Origin of the sequence: Aeromonas sobria (assembly GCF_006243315.1) — a bacterium.
Classification (GTDB): Bacteria; Pseudomonadota; Gammaproteobacteria; order Enterobacterales; family Aeromonadaceae; genus Aeromonas; species Aeromonas sobria_A.
Genome location: NZ_NKWE01000024.1, coordinates 1 through 22564, shown reverse-complemented (window position 1 = coordinate 22564; position 22564 = coordinate 1). Strand labels below are relative to the sequence as shown.

Annotated in this window: 20 protein-coding genes, 1 tRNA gene, 1 pseudogene and 1 riboswitch; of the genes and pseudogenes, 15 read left to right on the top strand and 7 right to left on the bottom strand. The window is 57.8% G+C overall.

Features of this window, described 5'->3' with window-relative positions; translation table 11 throughout:
• Nucleotides 1-8: 8 nt before the first annotated feature.
• Together lapB and pyrF are read left to right on the top strand one after the other, a co-directional pair.
• Nucleotides 9-1175, top strand: coding sequence for a lipopolysaccharide assembly protein LapB (lapB, locus tag CF137_RS08235; protein WP_139718657.1), 1167 nt, complete (start codon nucleotides 9-11; stop codon nucleotides 1173-1175).
• An 18-nt stretch (nucleotides 1176-1193) separates the two neighbouring features.
• Nucleotides 1194-1895: an orotidine-5'-phosphate decarboxylase gene (pyrF, locus tag CF137_RS08230; protein WP_139718656.1), complete on the top strand. Its 702-nt coding sequence runs from the start codon at nucleotides 1194-1196 to the stop codon at nucleotides 1893-1895.
• On the opposite strand, the gene rrtA is transcribed toward pyrF, so the two are convergent.
• Nucleotides 1870-2463 (bottom strand): rhombosortase, encoded by a 594-nt coding sequence (gene rrtA / locus CF137_RS08225; RefSeq protein ID WP_162850432.1) that lies wholly within the window; start codon nucleotides 2461-2463, stop codon nucleotides 1870-1872. The genes pyrF and rrtA overlap by 26 nt on opposite strands.
• Here rrtA and CF137_RS08220 point away from each other — a divergent pair.
• The 5 genes from CF137_RS08220 to CF137_RS08200 all read left to right on the top strand — a co-directional run bounded on the left by CF137_RS08220 (nucleotide 2462) and on the right by CF137_RS08200 (nucleotide 5347).
• Nucleotides 2462-3082, top strand: coding sequence for a tRNA-uridine aminocarboxypropyltransferase (locus CF137_RS08220; protein ID WP_139718655.1), 621 nt, complete (start codon nucleotides 2462-2464; stop codon nucleotides 3080-3082). The two genes, rrtA and CF137_RS08220, sit on opposite strands and share 2 nt — an antisense overlap.
• Before the next feature lie 20 nt (nucleotides 3083-3102).
• On the top strand, nucleotides 3103-3810 hold the full coding sequence (gene queC, locus CF137_RS08215) for a 7-cyano-7-deazaguanine synthase QueC (protein ID WP_139718654.1): 708 nt from the start codon (nucleotides 3103-3105) through the stop codon (nucleotides 3808-3810).
• Nucleotides 3811-3871: 61 nt separating this feature from the next.
• Nucleotides 3872-4543 (top strand): 7-carboxy-7-deazaguanine synthase QueE, encoded by a 672-nt coding sequence (gene queE, locus CF137_RS08210; RefSeq protein ID WP_162515892.1) that lies wholly within the window; start codon nucleotides 3872-3874, stop codon nucleotides 4541-4543.
• A gap of 1 nt (nucleotide 4544) precedes the next feature.
• Nucleotides 4545-4775, top strand: coding sequence for a DUF3820 family protein (locus CF137_RS08205; protein ID WP_005337126.1), 231 nt, complete (start codon nucleotides 4545-4547; stop codon nucleotides 4773-4775).
• Complete coding sequence (locus tag CF137_RS08200; protein WP_139718652.1) at nucleotides 4772-5347, top strand: cob(I)yrinic acid a,c-diamide adenosyltransferase; 576 nt, start codon at nucleotides 4772-4774, stop codon at nucleotides 5345-5347. The genes CF137_RS08205 and CF137_RS08200 overlap by 4 nt, the downstream gene beginning before the upstream one ends.
• Nucleotides 5348-5416: 69 nt before the next feature.
• Here CF137_RS08200 and CF137_RS08195 read toward each other — a convergent pair whose 3' ends face one another.
• Nucleotides 5417-5821: an H-NS family histone-like protein gene (locus CF137_RS08195; protein ID WP_101318834.1), complete on the bottom strand. Its 405-nt coding sequence runs from the start codon at nucleotides 5819-5821 to the stop codon at nucleotides 5417-5419.
• Nucleotides 5822-6123: 302 nt separating this feature from the next.
• A riboswitch (Lysine riboswitch) is annotated at nucleotides 6124-6295 on the top strand.
• A gap of 87 nt (nucleotides 6296-6382) precedes the next feature.
• On the opposite strand from CF137_RS08195, the gene CF137_RS08190 reads away from it, so the two are divergent.
• Nucleotides 6383-7963: a Na+/H+ antiporter NhaC family protein gene (locus CF137_RS08190; protein ID WP_139718651.1), complete on the top strand. Its 1581-nt coding sequence runs from the start codon at nucleotides 6383-6385 to the stop codon at nucleotides 7961-7963.
• Nucleotides 7964-8066: 103 nt separating this feature from the next.
• Nucleotides 8067-8648 (top strand): thymidine kinase, encoded by a 582-nt coding sequence (locus CF137_RS08185; RefSeq protein ID WP_042019140.1) that lies wholly within the window; start codon nucleotides 8067-8069, stop codon nucleotides 8646-8648.
• A gap of 220 nt (nucleotides 8649-8868) precedes the next feature.
• On the opposite strand, the gene CF137_RS08180 is transcribed toward CF137_RS08185, so the two are convergent.
• Both CF137_RS08180 and CF137_RS08175 read right to left on the bottom strand, forming a co-directional pair.
• The gene (locus tag CF137_RS08180; protein ID WP_042019141.1) at nucleotides 8869-10554 is read right to left on the bottom strand and encodes an aspartate:alanine antiporter; all 1686 of its coding nucleotides are present in this window, start codon (nucleotides 10552-10554) and stop codon (nucleotides 8869-8871) included.
• Nucleotides 10555-11326: 772 nt separating this feature from the next.
• Nucleotides 11327-11402 (bottom strand) — tRNA-Asn (locus CF137_RS08175).
• A gap of 136 nt (nucleotides 11403-11538) precedes the next feature.
• Here CF137_RS08175 and uvrB point away from each other — a divergent pair.
• The 3 genes from uvrB (at nucleotide 11539) to CF137_RS08160 (ending at nucleotide 14580) form a co-directional block, all read left to right on the top strand.
• Nucleotides 11539-13551 (top strand): excinuclease ABC subunit UvrB, encoded by a 2013-nt coding sequence (gene uvrB / locus CF137_RS08170; protein WP_042019142.1) that lies wholly within the window; start codon nucleotides 11539-11541, stop codon nucleotides 13549-13551.
• On the top strand, nucleotides 13548-13805 hold the full coding sequence (locus CF137_RS08165; RefSeq protein WP_101324445.1) for a YkvA family protein: 258 nt from the start codon (nucleotides 13548-13550) through the stop codon (nucleotides 13803-13805). Before uvrB ends, CF137_RS08165 begins: the two co-directional genes overlap by 4 nt.
• A 124-nt stretch (nucleotides 13806-13929) precedes the next feature.
• Nucleotides 13930-14580 carry a DedA family protein gene (locus tag CF137_RS08160; RefSeq protein WP_042019146.1) on the top strand — a complete coding sequence of 217 codons (651 nt, stop codon included), beginning with the start codon at nucleotides 13930-13932 and terminating at the stop codon, nucleotides 14578-14580.
• 359 nt (nucleotides 14581-14939) lie between these two features.
• Here CF137_RS08160 and mnmC read toward each other — a convergent pair whose 3' ends face one another.
• Complete coding sequence (gene mnmC, locus CF137_RS08155; protein ID WP_204787363.1) at nucleotides 14940-16958, bottom strand: bifunctional tRNA (5-methylaminomethyl-2-thiouridine)(34)-methyltransferase MnmC2/FAD-dependent 5-carboxymethylaminomethyl-2-thiouridine(34) oxidoreductase MnmC1; 2019 nt, start codon at nucleotides 16956-16958, stop codon at nucleotides 14940-14942.
• Nucleotides 16959-17286: 328 nt separating this feature from the next.
• Between mnmC and CF137_RS08150 the strand changes: the two genes are divergently transcribed.
• From CF137_RS08150 to CF137_RS08140, 3 genes are read left to right on the top strand one after another with little or no spacing between them, the layout of a single operon-like run.
• Nucleotides 17287-18600, top strand: a complete 1314-nt coding sequence (locus tag CF137_RS08150; protein WP_139718649.1) for an anaerobic sulfatase maturase — start codon at nucleotides 17287-17289, stop codon at nucleotides 18598-18600.
• 10 nt (nucleotides 18601-18610) lie between these two features.
• Nucleotides 18611-19717 (top strand): tetratricopeptide repeat protein, encoded by a 1107-nt coding sequence (locus CF137_RS08145; protein WP_240038530.1) that lies wholly within the window; start codon nucleotides 18611-18613, stop codon nucleotides 19715-19717.
• Between the two features lie 31 nt (nucleotides 19718-19748).
• Entirely contained in the window at nucleotides 19749-20552 is an 804-nt protein-coding gene (locus tag CF137_RS08140) for a formylglycine-generating enzyme family protein (RefSeq protein WP_240038529.1), read from the top strand.
• 7 nt (nucleotides 20553-20559) lie between these two features.
• On the opposite strand, the gene CF137_RS08135 is transcribed toward CF137_RS08140, so the two are convergent.
• Nucleotides 20560-21495, bottom strand: coding sequence for a LysR family transcriptional regulator (locus CF137_RS08135; RefSeq protein ID WP_139718647.1), 936 nt, complete (start codon nucleotides 21493-21495; stop codon nucleotides 20560-20562).
• 176 nt (nucleotides 21496-21671) lie between these two features.
• Nucleotides 21672-22564, bottom strand: a pseudogene (locus CF137_RS08130) (BatD family protein); the annotation flags it as partial.

The window sequence follows — 22564 nt, the reverse complement described above, 5'->3', positions numbered from 1 at the left end:
GTTCCTCCATGCTTGAACTGCTTTTCCTGCTGTTACCCATTGCTGCCGGTTATGGTTGGTACATGGGCCGCAGGAGTGTTCGCCAGGACACCCAGAAACAGAGTAACGAGTTTTCCCGCCAATATGTGGCGGGCCTCAACTATTTGCTGTCCGATGAATCCGACAAGGCGGTGGATCTCTTTATCCAGTTGCTTGAGGTGGACAGTGAAACCATCGAAACCCACCTCTCTCTTGGCAATCTGTTTCGCCAGCGGGGGGAGGTCGATCGTGCCATCAAGATCCACCAGAACCTGGTGACCCGCCAACTGACCCGAGAGCAGCGCCAGCTTGCCTTGCAGGAGCTGGCCCGCGATTTTCTGGCCGCAGGTTTGCTGGACAGGGCAGAAGCACTCTGGAACGAACTGTGTGATGACAGCGATTTCGAAGAGACGGCGCTGGCGCAGCTGTTGATCATCCATCAGCAGCTGCGGGATTGGGACAAGGCGATTGATGCCGCAGTCCGGCTGCAAAAATTCCAGGGCAAGAAACTTGCAGCCCCCATCTCCCACTTCTATTGCGAACAGGCCGAGATTGCCTTGCGTGAGGGCAACCCTGGCGAGGGGCTGGCCAAGTTGCATCGAGCGCTCAGCATCAACCCCGCCTGTGCCCGCGCCAGTTTGCGTTTGGCGGACCACGCCATGGCAGAGGGGGAGTATGAGCAGGCAGGTAAAGAATTGCTGCGGGTGTTTGAGCAGGATATGGATTTTGCCTCCGAGGCGATGCCCAAACTACTGGTGTGCTATCAGCAACAGGGCCGCACGCCGGCGTTGATCCCGCTGCTTGAAAAGGCGGTGGAAGATCATGCCGGTGTCAGCGTGACCTTGGCCCTTGCCAAGCTGGTTGAAGAGCGTGACGGCCTGAGCCAGGCCCGTTCACTGGTACTGCGTCAGCTGCGTCGTCATCCCTCGATGAAAGGTTTTTACCAGTTGGTGGGTTTTCAGCTGGCCAGTGCGGAGGAGGGGCCTGCCAAGGAGAGTCTCGAACTGCTGCAACAGCTGGTTGGCGCGCAGATCAAAATCAAATCAACCCACAAGTGTCGGCAGTGTGGCTTTGCTACTCATTCGCTGTTCTGGCAATGTCCATCTTGTCGCCAGTGGGGTTCCATCAAGCCGATCCGTGGTCTGGACGGTGAATAACAAGCAATAGGATGTGAGATGCAAGATCCCAAAGTACTGGTAGCGCTGGATTATCAGCACGAGGCAGATGCCTTAGCGTTCGTTGAACGTATCTCTCCGGCCCAGTGCCGTCTCAAGGTAGGCAAGGAGATGTTTACCCTGTTTGGCCCGCAGTTTGTTCGTCAGCTGGTGGCCAAGGGATTCGATGTCTTTCTGGATCTGAAGTTTCACGATATTCCCAATACCGTTGCCAAAGCGGTGGCAGCCAGTGCCGAGCTCGGTGTCTGGATGGTCAATGTGCATGCCAGTGGTGGCGAGCGGATGATGCGTGCCGCCGTTGATGCGCTGTTGCCCTATGGCGACAAGGCGCCTTGGCTTATCGGAGTGACAGTGCTGACCAGCATGGAGCAGTCTGACATGACTCCCCTAGGTCTGGATGTGAGCCCGGCCGAGCAGGTGATCCGGCTGGCTATCTTGACCAAGACATCCGGTCTGGATGGGGTGGTCTGCTCTGCCAACGAGGCCCATGAGCTGAAAGCCTTGCTGGGCGAAGATTTCAAGCTGGTGACCCCGGGCATTCGCCCGACCGGTTCAGCAGCGGGCGATCAGCGCAGGGTGATGACACCGAAAGCGGCGGTCGAGGCGGGCTCCGATTATCTGGTTATCGGTCGTCCCATTACCCAGGCTGCCGATCCGGCCGCCATGCTGGCCAGCATCAATGCCGAGTTGGCTGGTGCGTAACAGGCTCATTCAGTGAAACACGGTGCAGGCCAAGCAACAGGCCTGCACCTGCCCCGATAAGATGAGAGCCGATGTGTACCCTGGCATTGATCAGGGTGGCGATCGGGCTATCTCCTGCGTTGTAGAAGTCCATTACCAGCTTGAGCCCCATCCCCGCTAGTAGCAGCCAGCCCGATGTGCGGCGTCCGTGGCGGATATCCTGCATCGCCCCCCAGACAAACAGGCCATGCAGCGAGCCGGATAGCCCCATGTACCACTGGGTCTGTGGGCACCACCACCAGATCCCCAAGCCCACCGCCAGCCAGAGCAGCAGCATCAGCAGTGGCAGATGAGCCTGCCCCAGATAGTCGCGAAACAGGTTATAGAGGATAGCGAGGCCACCCAGATTGAGCAGCAGGTGCCACAGATTGGTATGGGCCAGATTGCCTGTTATGATCCGCCACCCTTCGCCCTCGGCGATCAAGGGCCGATCGAAGGAGAGCTGAAGATTGGGAACGGTAAAGAAGAGTAGCAAGCTGGTGAGAGAGAGCGTGATAACCCAGAGCAATCCAGATTTGTCTGACAACATGAAACAGTCCAACGACAAGAACAGTCGATACTGTACACGTTGCACCCGAGCCCTCAAAGCCTGCCTGTGCGATTATATTGTGGCGGTTGATAACCCAACTCCCCTCTACATCTTGCAGCACCCCAACGAGGTAGCGCACCCCAAGGGAACCGCGGCGCTGCTGGCGGCCTCTTTGCAGCAGTGCGAGATCCATGTGGGGGAGGATTTTTCCCGCGATGAGTGGTTGAGCGGGCTGCTCGCAGACCCTTCCCGCCGCTGCTATCTACTCTGGCCGGATGATGAGGCTATTCCGTTGTCAGCCCTTCGTCAGCAGCTGGAGCATGAGCCTTCTGACGCTACCGTCGCCTTTATTTTGCTCGACGGCACCTGGCGCAAAGCCTATCGCATGTTGCAGAGCAACCCGGCACTGGCCCGCTTGCCCCGCATCGGCATTGGCGCCATTGCCGGTCAATATGCCATTCGCAAGAAACCCTTTCCCGATGCCCTCTCTACCATAGAGGCGGGTTATCACCTCTTGTCCCGGTGGGAGGGGAGGCCGGAGCGCTATGCGCCCTTGCTGACCCTGTTCAACCGGTTGAATACCCAGTGGCAGGACTTTGCCGAAGGCCGCCGCGCGTGACAATTCAAGGAGTTATCAAGATGAAAAAAGCAGTCGTGGTTTTCAGTGGCGGTCAGGACAGCACCACCTGTCTGGTGCAGGCATTGGCTCAATATGATGAAGTGCACGCCATCACCTTCGACTATGGCCAGCGCCATCGGCAAGAGATCGACACCGCGCGCCGTCTGGGCAGTGCGCTGGGGATCGCCGCCCACAAGGTGATGGATGTGACGTTGCTCAATGAGCTGGCGGTATCAGCCCTGACCCGTGACGACATTCCGGTCAGCTGCGAGCTGCAGGATAACGGGCTGCCCAACACCTTCGTGCCGGGTCGCAATATTCTGTTCCTGACCCTGGCTTCCATCTATGCCTATCAGGTTGGCGCCGAAGCGGTGATCACCGGTGTGTGCGAGACCGATTTCTCCGGCTATCCCGATTGCCGTGACGAGTTCGTCAAGGCACTCAATCAGGCGGTCTCGTTGGGGCTGGATCGCGGCATCCGTTTTGAAACTCCCTTGATGTGGCTCGACAAGGCCGAGACTTGGGCACTGGCGGATCACTATGGTCACCTCGAGACGGTGCGCCAGCAGACCCTGACCTGTTACAACGGCATTGCCGGTGACGGTTGCGGCACGTGTCCGGCTTGCGAGCTGCGCAGTCGCGGCTTGAACAACTATTTGGCCGACAAGGCGGGTATCATGGCCAAGCTGTTTGAGAAAACCGGGCTGAGCGAGAAAAGCGCAGAGTGAGCCTGCGTCTTGCCGTGGCTTGGGGTATAATCCGCGACTTTTGCAACAAGCCGTGATCGAGATGCACTACCCAATCAACGAGATTTTCCAGACCATCCAGGGGGAGGGCATCTTTACCGGCCTGCCCGCCATCTTTGTTCGCCTGCAGGGTTGCCCGGTGGGCTGCCCCTGGTGCGATACCCGTCATACCTGGGTTGTTGATCCGGCTCGTGAAGTGGGTCAAGAGGCGGTGCTGGATCGCTCCAATGAATCCGATTGCTGGAGCAAACTCAGCACCGCGCAGATCATAGCCAGCTTTAGCGATCTGGGTTATCAGGCGCGCCATGTGGTGATCACCGGTGGCGAGCCCTGCCTCTACGATCTGCACGAACTCTCGTCAGCGCTGCTGGCGGCGGGTTATCAGGTGCAGATTGAAACCAGTGGCACCAGCGAGATCAAGACCCATGAGCAGACCTGGGTCACCGTCTCCCCCAAGATTGGCATGAAAGGGGGGCTGCCTGTGCTGGTCTCGGCGCTGGAGCGGGCCAACGAGATCAAGCATCCGGTGGCGACCGAGCACCATATTGAAGAGCTGGATACGCTGCTAGCCATCGCGACCCTGCGTCCGGATGTGGTGATTGCCTTGCAGCCGATTAGCCAGAAACCAAGGGCCACCCAATTGGCGATGGATACCTGTATCGCCCGTAATTGGCGACTTTCAATCCAGACTCATAAATATCTGGATATCGATTAATATGGATTGGCTATCCGACGAACAGGTGCTACTGACCCTGACCAACAAGATGCCTTACGGCAAATATCAGGGGCGGCGTATCATCGATATTCCCGAGCCCTATCTGGTGTGGATGGCGCGTAGCGGTTTTCCGGCGGGTAAATTGGGTCAGACCCTGGCGCTGGCTTACGAGATCAAACTCAATGGACTCGAGTCCATGATTATTCCCATTATTAACAGGATGTCGGTATGAGAATATATACGAGGCAGGGTGACAAGGGCATGACCCGGCTGGCAGATGGCATCCAGTTGGCCAAAGACCATTTGCGGGTCGAAACCTATGGTTATATCGATGAACTCAACTCCCATATCGGCCTGCTGATTTGTGAAGTGCCACAGCAAGAGGCCGCTTTATTGGCTGACTTGCAGTTGCTGCAACAGGAGTTGTTTGATCTGGGTGGCGAGCTGGCGTTCTCCAGTGCTGCCCAGAATGGATCAATCTGGCAAGTCAATGCCGCCTGGACCACTCGGCTTGAACAGCAGATCGATCGTTATAGCGAGCCATTGCCACCACTGCGCCAATTTATATTGCCCGGCGGTTCCCGCGCGGCGGCGCAGGCACATGTGGTACGCACCCTGGTGCGGCATTGCGAGCGATTGCTGCTGACATTGAGTCATGAAGAGTGCGTCAATCCCGAGGTTCTGCCCTATCTGAACCGGATGAGTGACTGGTTCTTTACCGTTGCCCGCTATCTTATCTGCGTGGCAGGGGAGCGTGAAGTGCTGTGGGTCAAGGCCGCAGATCGCCCGCAATCGGCTGTCTGATATTTCACGTTTAACCGGCAATAAAAAACCTCGCCAAGGCGAGGTTTTTTATTAGCAAAGCAAGTGGGGTCAGATAGCAAAATCTTCCAGTGATTTGCCTGCGGCCACGGCGCTGGCAATTGCCGAAGGCATACGCCCCTGGCCGGTCCAGGTCTTCTCTACGCCATTATCCTGATAGCGATATTTGGCTGGACGTGGCGCGCGCTTGGCTTTCTCTGATTTGCCGGGAGCGGTAGCGACGACGTTAACCAATTCTGCCGGATCAATACCAGCCGCTTTCAGCATTTCGCTGTATTCGTTAATCTTACGCTGATGCTCTTCGCGCGCCTGACGCCCAGCGGATTCATCTTGCTGGCGTTCTGCGACGATAGCTGAAAGTTTTTCCAGTCCTTCTTCCAGTTGCTCCAGAGAAAGTTCGCGGCAGGTTGCACGCAGACTGCGGATATTAAGCAGTACCTTTAAAAATTCATTCATACAATTTACCACGCCGAGTCAGAGGGGAATATAATGTTCAAGCTGATTCTTACGTGGCACTTTAAATAAGTCAAGCCAGATGAAATATTATATCGGAGGTAAATCATTAACAGATGACTCATATGTGTGATGACATAGAACACAATCTGGATGCCAATGAAACTATGTCAGATGAAAATAGTGTCAAAACCAATAGCATTGCGTCATTTGACTACCATTTAGCAGTGTTGGTCTGTTTATCAAGGCTATTTAATCAAAAAACTTGCTATAAGCTGCTATGTCGATAGAATGACCGGCGAATACCTTTAAGTAGAGGCGCGCTGCCTATGAGTATTTGTGCGGAGGGTGATGCCTGGGATGCACAAGGAAAGGAGTCAGCGCCGAAGTGGCCAGGCCATCATACCGGGCTGCTGGTTCTGCACCTAACAGATGCAGGACTGCCATAGTCATCCACTATGGAGCGCTACCTGAAGGGGCTGAGGAGTATAACCTCCCCATAGGTTTTGTTTCTTTAGATCCTCTCGGTAGATCTCCACCTGTCTTTTTAGGTGCAAAGAGATCATGGACATTAGTCATTTTGCCGACTCCGGTTGGTCAGTACTTCCCCCTTTGTTAGCTGTCGCCCTGGCGATCACTACCCGCCGTGTATTGCTGTCACTTGGCGTTGGTATCGTGACCGGCAGCCTGCTGCTCAATCAGTTTTCCCCTCTCGACTCCCTGCATTACATGTTGAACACCGTGCTGAAGATCTTTTGGGTCGACGGTGCGCTCAATCGTGACAACGTCAACATGTTGCTGTTCATGCTGCTGCTGGGCGGGCTCATCAGTCTGATGAGCGTGTCGGGTGCCACCCGTGCTTTTGCCGAGTGGGCCGAGCGCCGCGCCAAGACCCGCAAGGGGGCCAAGGCCCTCACCGGCATGATGGTGTTTGCCTTCTTTATCGACGACTTCTTCCACAGTCTGTCGGTGGGGGCCATCTGCCGTCCGGTGACTGACCGCTTCCAGATCTCCCGTGCCAAGCTGGCTTATCTACTGGATTCGACCGCGGCGCCTGTCTGTGTACTGATGCCCATCTCCTCCTGGGGGGCCTATATCATCGCCCTGGTTGGCGGCATCCTGGCGGCTCACGGCTTGACGGATCAGAGCCCCATCGCGGCGTTTGTCGAGATGATCCCGATGAACCTTTACGCCGTCTTCACCCTGATCATGGTGTTGGTGGTGATCGCGTTTCAGCTCGATATCGGCCCGATGCGTCAGCACGAAGCCTGGGCACTGGAAGGCAAGCTGTGGGATGAGTCCAAGGGCCACCCCATTGGCCTGGACATGGAGAGCCCGGAAGAGAGCAATGGCGGCATGATCGACATGGTGTTGCCGATCCTGACTCTGACCTTGGCGACCGTCTACTTCATGATTGACTCCGGTGCGACAGTATTGAGCGAGAAGGGGCTGCCGTTCAGCGTGCTCGGCTCGTTCGAAAACACCAATGTCGGCTCTTCGCTGGTGTATGGCGCGCTGTGCAGTCTGGTGGTCTCCATAGGCTTGGCGATGCGTCTCAAGCTGGGTGCTAAGAACTGGATGAAGGCTGCGCCGCAAGGTGTCATGGCCATGCTGCCAGCCATCAACATCCTGCTGTTCGCCTGGACCATAGGTGCCGTGGTGCGTGATGTGGAGACGGGCAAATACCTGGCCTCGCTCGCCAACGGTAATCTGCCGGTCGAAGTGCTGCCAGCCGTGGTCTTTGTCCTCTCTTGTGCCATGGCATTTGCCACCGGTACCAGCTGGGGCACCTTTGGCATCATGTTGCCGCTGGCCGGTGACATGGCTGCCGCCAGCGATATCAGCCTGATGTTGCCGATGCTGGCCGCCGTATTGGCGGGCTCGGTGTTCGGCGATCACAGCTCGCCCATCTCCAGCACCAGTATCCTGTCGGCCACCGGTGCCGGTTGCCATCATATCGATCACGTGATGACCCAGCTGCCTTATGCGCTGGCCATTGCGTTCGGTGCTGCCATCGGTTATCTGGCCATGGGCATGATGCACTCGGTGCTGGCTGGTTTTAGCGTGAGCGCACTCTGGTTTGTGGTGTTTACCACTTATCATCTGCGCAAAGCGAAAACCCATGCCGTCCTGGCAACTGCATAACGCACATAAAAAACACTTTACGCGCAGGGGCCTACGGGCCCCTTGGTTTTGTCAGGGGCTTTGGTTAGCATGCGCCCCATAAATTCAGTTTCGGAACAGTATCATGGCTTCACTGCACTACAAATTTGCCACCATGAATTCAGGCAAATCCACCCAGCTTATTCAGGCGCACTTCAACTATCTGGAGCGAGGAATGCACCCGCTGGCGATGACACCGGCCATTGATGACCGTTTCGGCGTCGGGGTGATCAGTGCCCGGGTTGGCCTTGAGCTGAAAGTGGATGTATTCAGCGATAGCTGCGATCTGTTTGAAATGGTGAAGGTGCGTCATGCAGAGAAAGCCATCGATGTCTTTATCGTGGACGAGGCCCAGTTCCTGACCCGCGAGCAGGTCTATCAACTGGCCCGCATCGTCGATGAACAGGACATTCCGGTGATGGCCTATGGCCTCAAAACCGATTTTCGCGGCGAGCTGTTCCCAGGTTCCTACCATCTGCTCTGTCTGGCCGACAAGTTCGAAGAGTTGAAAAGCATCTGCTGGTGCGGCAACAAGGCCCACATGAACTCGCGGGTGAGCGAAGCGGGTCAGGTGATGCGTGATGGTGAACAGGTGGAGATTGGCGGCAACGATCGCTATGTGTCGCTGTGCCGCAAACACTATCTGGAAGGGCGGGCCTACAAGTAGTTAGAAAGTGAGAGCGCCACGGCTAATCAGCCATCTGTGGTATCGAGGCTTGTTGGTGATGGGGTGAAGTGACGTGCCCCTGATGCAGACTTGAACGGGATGGTGCAGTTCAGCTCACTGAGCCTTAATTGGTTCCATTCAAGCGCCATCACTTTAGGGAATTAGCAAAAAGGGGAGCCTGGCTCCCCTTTTTGTATATGGCTGATCAGATGACTGCGGGCTAGAACCAAAAACCGATGATAAAGGAGCCTGCCAAGGTCAGCATCACGTTGGCCACCGCATAGGTGCCCGCGTAGCCAAGGGCTGGGATAGAGCTGTTGGCCGCCTCATTGACCACATCCATCGCCGGGGCACAGGTACGGGCACCGGTGATGGCCCCGAGCAGCAGAGCCGGGTTCATCTTCAATACCCAGACACCAAACAGGTAGCCAACCAGTACCGGCAAGGTGGTCACCAGCATGCCAGAGAACAGCACCACCATACCCACCTCACTGAGGTGATCCAGGATGCCGCCACCGGCTTTGAGGCCGGTACTCACCATAAACACCGCAAGACCCAGATCCTTGGCCAAGCGCAGCGCACCTGGCGGCACATAGCCGACCGTCGGGTGGTTGGCACGCAGATAACCCATCAGGATCCCCGCCAGCAGCAAGCCGACGGCGTTACCCAGCCCAAACTCAAGCTGGCCAAACACCAGTGAGACGGAACCGATCAGCAGGCCCAGGACAAAGAAGGTGGTAAAGGCCACCAGATCGGTGGTTTGGCTGTGGATGCTGATAAAGCCGATCTTGTTGGCCAGCAGTTTGACCCGCTGTTTCTCGCCGCTGATCTGCAGAACATCACCCTTTTGCAGCATGATGTTGCGATCGAACGGCATCTCGATCTGAGAGCGCACCACCCGGTTGAGGAAGCAGCCCTTCTCGGTGAGGTTGAGTTCCACCAGATGGCGACCCACCACCGAGTCGTTCTTTACCACGATCTCTTCGGTGACGATCTGCAGGTCGAGCAGGTTGCGATCAAACACCTCCTTGCCGTTGCGGTAGTTCACGTCCAGCTTTTCGTGGCTTTCGGGATACCCCACCAGGGCAATCTCGTCCCCTTCCTGAATGACGGCATCACCATCTGGGCTGGCCAGAATGCCGTTGCGGCGGATCCGTTCGACATAGCAGCCGGTGTGCGGATAGATGCTGGTCTCGCGCAAGGTTCGGCCACCGATCCAGGCGGCCAGCTCGGGACCGACCCGATAGGCGCGGATGATCGGCAGATAGGTCTTGCGGTTGTCACTATCAGAGAGCCCTCGCTCACGGGCAATTTTCTGGGCTTCGGTATTGAGATCAAGCCGTGCCAGGGAGGGGAGGTAGCGCACCACCAGCATCAAGCCCACCAGTCCCACCAGATAGGTCAGTGCATAACCGATGCCCATATTATCGAGCACTGCCTGCATATCGGTCTGATGGGGCAAATTGAGCAGGCCGCTGCGCAGCGCATCCTGGGCACCGACCAGTGCCGGGGTGGAGGTGAGGGAACCTGCCAGGATCCCCGCTGCCATGCCCGGCCCCAGGTTGAAAAACTTGGCCAGCCCCACCGTCAGGAGCAGGGCGGTCAGCAAGATCACCAGGGTCAGGGTGATGTAGTGGATGCCATCGCGCAGGAAAACACTGAAAAAATGCGGTCCAGCCTCTATCCCCACGCAGAAGATAAACAGCATAAAACCGACGTTTTCGGTGGTGGCGGTAAACTCGAAGCCCATCTGGCCAAACAGCAAGGCCGTAAACAGCACGCCAATGGTGTTACCAATCTGGAAGTTGCCAAGCCGTACTTTGCCAAGCAGCAGGCCAAAGGCCAATACCACGAACAGCAGCAGGGAGTCACTTTGATGTAGCAGTGTCACGAAATCTATGGTCATGCCCGGGGAAACCGAGAGAAAAGTGGGGTCGATATTGTGCCGGAACTAGCGCCAATAAAGAAGCGCAAGCCACCGATTAATCGGGAGTTATCAGACACTATTTCAGCGGCAAGAAGTTTGACAGTAAAGCGGATGGTTGAAAGTTAGTGTTTATTGCTGAGAGTCAGCCTGTCAATTAGTGAAATCTGCTGATGACCCGCGATCATCACGGGGGAGGGGGGCCACTTTAGATTCTGCTGCTCTAACGTACCTCCCGGCTCTGTTTCAGCAGATTCAACCAAGGGCACTGGTTGCTGGCGATGGACGAAAGTGGTGCCGTTGTTATCCGATCGCAGATGCCCCATGGTCTGGGGAAAAGAGATCGGAGTAAAGGTTCAAAAGAGCCCTGCAGCTGAGGGCCATGAGTGTGTTGGCAAAACAGCATAAAATCAGGTTGATGGGTGAAAAGTACCCCGGCTGGGTGCAATTGCTGGCAATCCCGCGTCCTGACAGGGATTGCTGCAGTTACCCACAGAATCTGTGGATAACCCTGTTAATGAATCTTGCGCATTGACCGGAAAGCCGCGCCAGTACTGGGATGCAAGTACTGTTCAAAAAATACCGCATTAAAAAAGTTGGTATAAAAATCATATAGTTAGATGCAGCGGAAGAAAACGCTGTCGCGCATGGATGGGTAACAAAAGAGGAAGCATGCAGCAAGAGAGAACTTGTGCATTAAAATCGGAAGGAGAGGGCACTAAAGTGGATAACTTGCACCGAGATGGTGAGGAATTGGCTCCCCCGACTGGACTTGAACCAGTGACATACGGATTAACAGTCCGCCGTTCTACCGACTGAACTACGGGGGAACATCATGCAAGGAGGAGCACTATACAGAAGCAGTCTGGGGTGGTCAAGCCATTCTCGGCAGGAGACGCGCGCCAGTGTACCGGTGCCAATCCCTCGGTTACACTGCGCTTCTGCGGTTTTGTGTCGGGAGTGTTCATGAGCAAATTGTTCAAACTAGTCAGCCAGTTTCAACCTGCCGGCGATCAGCCTGCGGCAATCAGCCAGCTGCTCGATGGCATCGAGTCCGGCCTTGCCCAGCAGACCCTGCTCGGGGTAACGGGCTCTGGCAAGACGTTCACTATCGCCAACGTGATTGCCACCCTGAATCGCCCGACCATGATCATGGCCCCCAACAAAACCCTGGCAGCCCAGCTTTATGGGGAGATGAAAGAGTTCTTTCCCGACAACGCGGTAGAGTATTTCGTCTCCTACTACGACTACTACCAGCCTGAAGCCTATGTGCCAACCACCGACACCTTTATAGAAAAGGATGCCTCGATCAACGATCACATCGAACAGATGCGGTTGTCGGCGACCAAGGCGCTGCTGGAGCGGCGCGACGTGATCATCGTCGCCTCGGTCTCGGCCATCTATGGTCTGGGAGACCCGCAGGCCTACCTCAGCATGATGTTGCATCTGAAAGTCGGTGATGTGATCAACCAGCGGGATATCTTGCGTCGTCTCGCCGAGCTGCAATACACCCGTAACGACATGGCCTTTCAGCGCGGCACCTTCCGGGTGCGGGGGGAGGTGATCGACATCTATCCCGCCGAATCAGACAAATTGGCCTTGCGGGTGGAGCTGTTTGACGAGGAGATAGAGCGGCTCTCCCAGTTTGATCCATTAACCGGTGCCATCGAGCAGACGGTGGTGCGTTACACCATCTATCCCAAGACCCACTATGCGACCCCGCGCGAAACCATTCTCGGTGCCATCGAGCATATCAAGGAGGAGTTGCGCGGGCGGCGTGAGCAGCTGTTTTCACTCAACAAGCTGGTAGAAGAGCAGCGGATCAGCCAGCGTACCCAGTTTGACATGGAGATGATGCAGGAGCTGGGTTACTGCTCCGGCATCGAGAACTACAGTCGCTATCTCTCCGGTCGTGCACCGGGGGAGCCGCCCCCCACCCTGTTTGACTACTTGCCGGGGGATGGCCTGCTGATCATCGACGAATCCCACGTCACTGTGCCGCAGATCGGCGCCATGTTCAAAGGGGACAGATCCCGCAAGGAGACCCTGGTGGAGTACGGCTTCCGGCTCCCCTCGGCGCTCGATAACCGCCCCCTCAAGTTTGACGAGTTCGAGGCGCTGATGCCGCAGACGGTGTTTGTCTCGGCCACCCCGGGCCCTTACGAGCTGGAGAAATCTGGCGGCGATCTGGTGCAACAGGTAGTGCGCCCCACCGGCCTGCTCGATCCCGAAATCGAGGTGCGCCCGGTGACCACCCAGGTGGATGATCTGCTCTCCGAGATCCGCAAGCGGGTGGCCGTGACGGAGCGGGTGCTGGTGACCACCCTGACCAAACGGATGGCGGAGGATCTGACCGAATATCTGGCAGAACATGATGTCCGGGTACGTTACCTCCACTCCGATATCGATACGGTGGAGCGGGTGGAGATCATCCGTGATCTGCGCCTTGGCAAGTTCGATGTGCTGGTGGGGATCAACCTGTTGCGGGAAGGGCTCGACATGCCGGAGGTATCGCTGGTGGCGATTCTGGATGCGGATAAAGAGGGCTTCCTGCGATCGACCCGATCGCTGATCCAGACCATAGGGCGGGCGGCGCGTAACCTCAACGGCCGGGTCATTCTCTATGGGGATACCATTACCAACTCGATGCGGGTTGCCATCGAGGAGACTGATCGCCGCCGCGCCGTGCAGCATGAACATAACCTCAAGCACGGCATCACCCCTAAAGGGCTCAACAAGTCGGTGGGGGATGTGATGGACATCGGGAGCAGCCGCACTGCCGGCAAAGCGGGTCGCGGCGCTCGCAAGGCGGCTGAACCACAAGGGGAGTACCATGCCCGTTCGGTCAGCGAGATTGCCAAAGAGATCAAGCGGATGGAGGAGCAGATGTTCCAGCATGCACGGGATCTGGAGTTCGAACAGGCCGCCGCGCTGCGGGATCAGATCCAGCGGTTGCGTGGCGAGTTGATCGCATCATGAGTGCGAAACGCTGGCTGGTCTGGCAACGCCTGCACCGTCTCTATCGGGGCTTTCGTCATCCGGCAACCCCCTGGTGGGCCAAAGGGCTGGTCATCCTGATCCTGCTTTATGGCATCAGTCCGGTGGATCTGATCCCCGATGTGGTGCCCCTGTTGGGCTGGCTCGATGACATGACCTTACTGCTGGTGTTGCTGTGGGGCTGGGAGCGTTGCCTGCCAGAACAGGTCAGAAAGGGGTTGCAGCAGGATGAATGACCTGGTGATACAAGGCATTTATTGAGTCTGAATGTTCGTTGATTAAAAAGCCCGCAAACAGGTGATTGTGACCCGGATTGCATTGGCGTAGACTCCACGCCGTTCACTTTATGAGTATGGAAAAATGGATCTAATCCTGTTTGCTATCGATTTTATTCTGCACGTTGACGTGCATTTGAGAGAACTGTTCGAGAACTATGGCGTGTGGGTTTACGCCATCCTGTTTCTGATCATCTTCTGTGAGACCGGGCTGGTGGTGACGCCATTTTTGCCCGGTGATTCTCTGCTGTTTGCTGCCGGAGCGCTGACCGTGGGCAGTGTGCTTGATGTGCATACCTTGGCAGGCGTGCTGATCGTGGCTGCCGTGCTGGGTAATGTGGTCAACTACACCATCGGACACTTCTTTGGTGAGCAGCTGTTTCGCAACCCTGATTCAAAAATCTTCCGTCGCGACTATCTGGACAAGACCCACGCCTTCTATGCCAAGCATGGCGGCAAGACCATCATCATCACCCGTTTTCTGCCCATAGTGCGTACTTTTGCGCCGTTCGTGGCGGGGATGGGGGCCATGACCTATCCGCGCTTCCTGACGTTCAATCTGGTCGGCGGTCTGCTGTGGGTCTTGTCGTTTGTCTACGCGGGCCACTTCTTCGGTAACCTGCCAGTGGTGCGTCACAACTTTACCCTGTTGATCTTCGGCATTATCGCTATCTCGCTGTTGCCTATGGTGTTTGGCATGGTCAAAGCCAGGATGAGTGCCGCCAGGGCGGGCTGAGCGGTTGATGGATAAGGGATAAAAACGGGAGCCATGATGGCTAATGCCAGTCAGTTAAGCCTGACTGGCATTTTTTTATTGGTTTTTTTTCTCTGTGCTGCGGTGGCCCAGGCTTCAGGCCGCGGGCATAACGTCACTCCCTGCGCGCGAAGCAGGGCGATAATGAGCTCGGCGCATGACTCAAGCCGGGCAGCATGAGTGGCGTGAAGCAAGTCGGGAGCCTGTTCGATAGAGATAAAAAATCCGAAACCCATCAACAGGTTTCGGATTTTTACAGATCAGAAGGCGCGATGAATGGCGCCTTGACTGATTTGGCATCAGGCCATCAGGCGGCTTTGTTACTGCTTGCGGAGTCCGGTTTAGACCAAGGCTTTACCCTTGAGCAGTTTGCGCACCCAGTAGCGTGCCGGGTGGAGGGCCTCCAGCAGATCGGCAGCCAGCGGCAGGGGATCGCCGCAGATCTCGCTGGCGAGCAGCTCGCCACAGAGCGGGGCCGAGCAGAGACCCCGTGAGCCGAGCGCCCCCAGCACATAGAGGCCGGGGTGAAGGGGCAGCGGCTGGGCGTCGTGCTGATCACGCTGCAGCTGGGCATAGTGATCCGCCAGACCTTGCAATCTGGCTACTGGCCCCACCACCGGCAGGTGATCCCGGCTGGCGCAACGCACCCCTACCCGTGCCTCATTGCCACTGACATCCACCTCCGCTGGCCAGCGTTGCTCCGGCATGCAGGCTTGCAGTCGCGTCTGATTCTGGGCTTGTTCATCGGCGCGAAACTCAAGGCTGCTCTGGTTGCGGCCATAACTGGCACCGATACAGTGCTGCTCGTGGTGCATTGGCGTCAGGTAGCCATCGTAGCAGAGCACTGTCTTGAGTTGGCGCAAGCTGGCCGAGGTCGGCACATGGCTCACCTGACCCCGTACCGGATAGAGCGGTAGCTCGGCAAAGGGGAGCAGGGCGGGTAACTGATGACCGGCGGCGACCACCAGATTGGGGCTCCGCCAGTGGCGGCCATCCACGCTCTCGACTTGCCAGCCGTCAGTCTGCTCGGTAATGGCACTCACCCGGGTATTGTATTCAAGCTGCAGCAGACCGCTGGCTTGCGCCTCCTTGATGGCGGCGCGGGTCAGATCGGCGGGACAGAGCCAGCCCCCCAGCGGGTAGCTGACCCCCTCATGGCCACTGGGCAGGCCAGCGACCGTTTCGGCCTCTGCGGCGGTCAGGGGCTGCATCAGCGCCGGGGGGAAGGGGCCCTGACTCATCTTGCTCAGCTTGGCGCGGGATTTGTCGTCATAGCCCAGTTGCACCACACCGCACAATTCAAAGGCGATGGGATGGCGCTCGGCCAGCGCCAGCAGCCGTTGGCTAGCGTAGCCAAAGGCCAGTGAATAGAAGCGCGACAGCGCATCGTGCTCGCCATTGAGCAGCGGGTAGAGCGCGCCCTGGCGGTTGCCGGAGGCGCCGGTGGCCGGTTCGCCATCTTCGCACAGCAGGGTCACCTTGCGGCCCCGCTCCACCAGCGCCAGGGCGGTCATGGCCGAGGCGACACCGCCGCCGATGATCACTACCTCGCCCTCCCGCCCGGCAGGACGGTCATAGCAGGGGGTAATGCTCTGCTGCGGGAGCTTGTCTGCGCGCTGGCCTGCCAGCATGGACCACTTGCTGCCGAACCCCTTGATTTTTTTCGTGGCAAAACCTGCCTCAATCAGGCCACGACGTACAAAGCCGGCGCAGGTAAATGTGGTTAGCGTGGCGTGGGGACGAGCAAGGCGTGCCAGGCCTTGAAAGAGTGTCTGGGTCCACATCTCGGGATTTCTGGTTGGGGTAAAGCCATCCAGATACCAGGCATCGACCAGCCCTTGCGGTCCATGAGGCACGCGCGGCAGCATCTCTGCGATATCCCCCAGCCACAGATCGAGCCGCACTCTGCCATGGGCAAAGTGCAGACGATGGCAGCCAGAGGTAGCGATCGGCCACTGGGCAATCAGCTGTTGGCTCAAGGCGACGAGTTCTGGCCAAGCGCCATGAGCCTTGCGCAGATCCTCGGTAGCAAGGGGGTATTTTTCAAAACTGATGAAGTGCAGGCGAGCGCCGTGGCCCGTATCGGGGGCTTGGGCCAGAAAGGCTTCCATGGTCGCCAGAAAATTGAGACCGGTGCCAAAGCCGGTTTCGCCGATGACGAAACAGTCGCGATCGTGCTGTGAAAAGCGCTCTGGTAGCCGGTTTTGCAATAAAAAAACGTAACGGGTCTCACTGAGACCGTGGTTATCGGCAAAGTAGACATCCCCGAACTCGCTGGAGATAGGTGTACCTGTGTCGCTCCAGTCCAATCGGGCATGCTGTAAGGTTGTTTGACTCACGTTTTCCTCGGCTCGCGTCACACAAATCGCGGGCATTCTACGTGATTACCATCACCCCTGCACAGAATGGCCGTCGATAACCGGTTTAACGCGCCATCGTGCCTTGCTGACCTCGCCAGAGCCCAAGCCGCTTTGGCCAGTGGCAGTGCCAGGAGCACGCTAAATGTTTAAACCCTGTGGCCTGCTTTGCGGTGCTCCGCTCTGGCCCGCATTAGCCGGGAGGAGGGCAGTCATAGCGGCGCAACCAGCGGATGCATATCTGCTGGTTATAAGGGGTATAACCAGCGCGTGACAGCATGACTCTTTATACTGCACCCCTCAAAACAGCAATTTTTCAGGTGGTGCGTTTATGGTGATTACTCCGGGTCCACAGTTCAACGGCAAGGCATCCAAGCGGATGCATGTGATGGCCAAACCGATCGGGGCCGTGTGTAACATCGATTGCACCTACTGCTACTACCTCAGCAAGCAAGATCTGCTGGAGTACAAAAAGGGCTGCTCCCCCGAGATGGATGAGCAGACCCTTGAAACCTATATCCGCCAATATATCGAGGGGCAGAATACCCCCGAGATCATCTTCTCCTGGCAGGGTGGCGAGCCGACTCTGCTCGGGCTCGACTATTTTCGCAAGGTGGTTGAACTGCAGCGCAAATATCAGCCGCAAGGGGTGGTGATTGCCAACGATCTGCAGACCAATGGCATCTTGCTCAATGACGAGTGGTGTGAATTTCTGGCGGCCAACAACTTCCTCATTGGCCTTAGCATCGATGGGCCCGAGCTGCTGCACAACACTTACCGGGTTAACCGTGCCGGGCGTGGTACCTTCCGCCAGGTGATGGCGGCGGTGGCACTGCTGCACAAATACAAGGTGAAGTTTGCCACCCTGACCTGCGTCAACAACCTCACCAGCAAGAATGCGCTGGAGGTCTATCGCTTCCTGCGTGACGAGGTGAAGTCGCCCCAGATGCAGTTCATCCCCATTGTCGAACAGAAGAGTTTTCGCACCACGGCGCCCCAGACCTGGCAGCCGCAGGAGCAACTCAAGCAGGGGGACAAGCGCCTCAACCCCTGGCACAAAAACTCGGTGGTCGAACCCTGGTGTGTCTCTGCCGAAGGGTGGGGGGATTTTCTGATCACCATTTTCAATGAGTGGGCAGAGCGGGATCTGGGCCGGGTGTTTGTGCAATATTTCGAAGCCAGTGTCGAGGCCTGGATGGGGCGTAAGAACCCCCTCTGCACCCTGGGTGAGATCTGCGGCAAGGGGCTGGCGATGGAGCCTAACGGCGATGTGTTTGCCTGTGACCACTATGTCTATCCCAAGTACAAGATTGGCAATATCCACCATCAGCCGCTGAACGAACTGGCCTATTCACCGGCTCAGCAAGCATTCGGTTTTGCCAAGTCACGTACCTTGACCCGTCAGTGTCAGCAGTGTGACTACCAGTTTGCCTGCTATGGCGAGTGCCCGAAGAATCGTTTTATTCGCACCCACGAGGGTGAAACCGGTTTGAACTACCTCTGCGCCGGCTGGCACAAGTTCTTCAGCCACATCGATCAGTCGATGGCCTTCATCCTGCGCCGGGCCGGTTATCCGGTGGCCCATGGCAAGTACCGTGATGCGCTGATAAACAACGGTGTAATGAACCATGGGCAGGGGAAATAGAGCAATGAGCATGTTGAGCAACATATCTGGTCGGCAGCGACTTGTTGGCGGTGTTCGCACCTTGTGGCTGACCCTGGGGTTGGTCTCTTCCTGCGCCGTACTGGCGGTATCGGCGAGCGGACCGGCAACCCCCGAACCGCAGAGTGCTGCGGTCACTGCGCCGGTTGCCGCCAGTGCGCCGTCAGCGGCCCAGATCCAGCAGTGGGCGTACAGCGCCCAGGATCTGTCCCAGCCCGAGACAGTGCGGGCCGATGCCCTGCGCCAGCTGGCGGCTTATCCGAACCAGAACAGTCTGGTGGCGGTGGCCAGAAGCCTGCGTGACGAGAGTGCGCAGGTGCGCGAGGCGGCGGTGATTGCCGCAGATCCCTATCAGTTTACCCACCGCTGGCGGCTGCTCTCGCCGTTGCTGGCAGACAGCAGTGCCGAGGTGCGCCGCGCGGCCACCCTCAATCTGGCGCGCGATTATGGCGCCATGGATGAGGGGCAGCTGAGCGCCATTCGCCAGCCGCTGGCGGAAGTGAGCGGTTATCTGGCCCAGCAGCAAGATCCGGCGCTGCAGCAGTTGCACGCTGACCTGCTGCGCTGGACCCGGCAGTGGGCCAAGGCACAGGCAGGCTACGAGCAGCTGCTTGCCACCCAGCCGAATAATCCCCAGCTCTGGCTCGGCCTTGCCGACAACCTGCGTGCCCAGCAGCAGGATGCGAACGCGCTGGCCCTGCTCGATAAAGGGATTAAAGCGGTGCCGGAAAATGCCAGCCTGTATTACGCCAAAGCGCTGACCCAAGTACGGCTTGGCGATAAAATAGCGGCTGCGGCGACCATGGAGCAGGCGGCAGAGCTGGCCAGCAACAACAGTTACTTCTGGTATCTCAACGGGGTGCTGCAAGAGCCGCTGGATCTCGATAAAGCCATCGGTTCGTTCGAGCTGGCCTATCGAATTTCCGGCGCGCCGGAGCAGCTCTATGCGGTGTGCGATATCTATCTGCGCCACGCTCATCCCAAAAGCGACGCTTGTATGACTGAGCTTGGCAAGATAGCGCCCCCCGAGGTGCTGGCGGAGCTCAATGGCAAGCGGGTGAGCAAGGTTGGCGCTTCCCCTGTTTCTGCTGGCCAATAACGGCGGCACTCCTTTTTACTGCACAGGTCAGATGATGAAAAATCGCGCATTCAAATTCGCACTCCCGCTGCTGGCCACCACAGTGCTGGTGGCAGGCTGCACTTTCTGGGTAAGCCGGGCCAATAAACCTGTCCATCCGTTGCAACAAAAAATTGAAGCGGACATGGTGCTGGTGGAGGGGGGGAGCTTCGAGATGGGCTCAGAGGAACCCGCAGCCAAACCGAGCGAGGGGCCGGTTCATACGGTATCGCTCAACAGTTTCTACATGGCGAAGTTCGAGATGACCCAGGCGTTGTTCGAAGCCGTAATGGGGCCCTCGTTCAGCTATTTCCAGGCGCCCAGTGTGCCGGTAAACAACTTGAGCTGGCAGCAGGCCAACCTGTTTGTGGCAAAGCTCAACGAGCTGACCGGTGGCCACTACCGGCTACCGACCGAAGCGGAGTGGGAGTATGCCGCCAAGGGGGGCAAGCTCAGCCAGGGCTATCGCTATAGCGGGTCCAATAATATTGACGAGGTTGCCTGGTACAGCGACAACGCCAAGAATCGTGCCTATCCGGTGGGGCAGAAAAAGCCCAATGAACTGGGGCTCTATGACATGACCGGCAATGTGGGGGAGTTTGTCTCTGATGCCTATGAAGAGACCTTCTACCGTCACAGCCCGCAAGATAACCCGAACAATGCCCAGCAGAGCAAGATCCACCTGGCCCACAAGTCAGTGCGGGGCGGCAGTTACTCCTACGAGGCGGAGCTGTCGGAAAACTACCGGCGTGATTTTGCCAGCCAGTCAGTGATGATGGCTGATATGGGATTGCGCTTGGTGCGGGATGCCCGCTAGGGCGGGGTCATTGCGCCACTTGGGAGGTGATCAGCCCCAGCTCGTTGATCACCTCAAACAGCTGCTGGCGTAACCAGCGGTGCCCCGCTTCGGCACTTCTGCTCGGGTGCCAGATGGCCGAGAGGCTGAATACCGACTCCGCAAAGGGGAAGGGTAGCGTTCGCACATCATACATATTGCTAAAGGTATCTATGGTGGAGTGGGGCAATACCCCGATGATCTCGCTGCGCGCGATGATCGGCAGCATCTCCATGGCGGTAGGTACCCGCACCACGATATTGCGATTGGCCATTTGTGGCAGGTGTTCGGCGGTCATCATGCTGCCTCTGACCTGCCACTGGGCCAGCGCCACATGCTCCTCGGAAAAATACTCCTCTACAGCCAGGGTCGTGCCCAGTCGCGGGTGCCCGCTGGCACATACCACCTTGACTTGCTCGGCATAGAGCACCTCACTCTTGAGCATGCTGCGCCCGCTTGGCGTCATGTCGATGATGAGATCATAACGCTGCATGCGCAGGTCGGTTTCCATGTCTTCGGTAAACAGCGGGTGCACTTCCAGTGCAATACCCGGTGCCTGCGCTTTGATCTTGCAGAGCAAGGCGGGGATCAGGTTGGCACTGACCAGGGTGATGCAGGCGATGGAGAAGACCCGTTGCGAGCTCTTTGGATTAAAGGTGCGCGAGGTTGACAGGGTCGAGCTGAAGTTCTTCAGGGCCGCGGCCATCGCCGGGTAGATGTCGATGGCAAACGAGGTGGGCTCCATCCCCGCCACCTTGCGGTGAAATAGGGGATCATCGTAGATCTCCCGCAGTCGCTTGAGGGCTTTGCTAACGGCAGGTTGGCTGATCTCCATGCGTGTTGCCGCGCGGGAGAGGCTGCGCTCTTCATAGATGGCGACAAAGATCGGGATGAGATTCAGCTCGGTACTTCTGATGTCAAGCAAAGGGGGCCTCGTTACATGTTCGTGAAGTAGATCACGCGGCCGCCATGATTGCTTGGTAGCAAGGGAAAGAGATGCTGCCGCGCCAGTGCATTGGCGCGGCAGCAGGCCGGTGTCCAGTCTCGGCAGTGTAATGAAGTGCGTCTGCGGGTACAACCATCCAGGGGCCGGGTGGTGGCTTATCTCTTCTTGTCGCTGGCTGGGAGGCCGGCAGTCGCCGACTTGTCCACCCTGGTTGCCAGCCCCGGCAAGGCGGGTCGCCAGCCAACAGTGCGACACAGCCGGGCCACCCCATCACCGGTCGGCAATGACAGCCGCTTCACCAGTGCCCATCCCATCTTGAACGCTTGCGGGCGGTCGCCATCTGCTTGCTGAAAGGCCGCCTGTTGCTGCTGCCACGCCGGATCACTGCTGACACTGGCCAGCTCCAGCGACCCGCGTCGGGCCCGCACATAGCGATAGGCCAACACCCGCACCGTGCCCCACTGTTGGCGCCAGATGGCGGTGCCATATTGCCAGCTGAGCGGGCGAGGGTGGTGGCGGTAGTAGCGGGCGATGGCCACGCGTGTCAGTGCTAGCAACGCCAAGCCACTTGCCACCCCGACTAGCCAGTGCCAATAGGCCGCCAGCCAGGAGGCCGGGGTGTGGTGCACCCGCAAGGTTTGCCCCGGGAGGGTCAGGGTTTCCAGTTGTCCGATCTGGCTGTTCCACCATCTCAGCTCCAGTGGGGGCAGGGTCAACTCCCCCCCTTGCTGCACTATGTAGGTGGTCTGATCTTCCCGTGTCGAGAGGTACTCCCCCCGCTCCTGGCTGTCGCTAAGGCGAGGCTGCGCCGGATAGGGCTGCAACTGATCAGTGCCCTCGAGCGCCGGGATCAGCGCCGGGATCAGTACCGAGAGGGTATCTTGCCCGCTGGCGGTGACGGTGCGGGTGATGGCATCCCCCACCCGCAGTTCGCCCATGTCGCTACCATTGTCATCCTCGGCCCTGTTGTCGCCGGAGCTGCGCCATGTCTGGTTCAGGGTGAGCTTGCTGGCGCTCAACCAGCGCCCCCCGACGGTCAGGGCGGGGT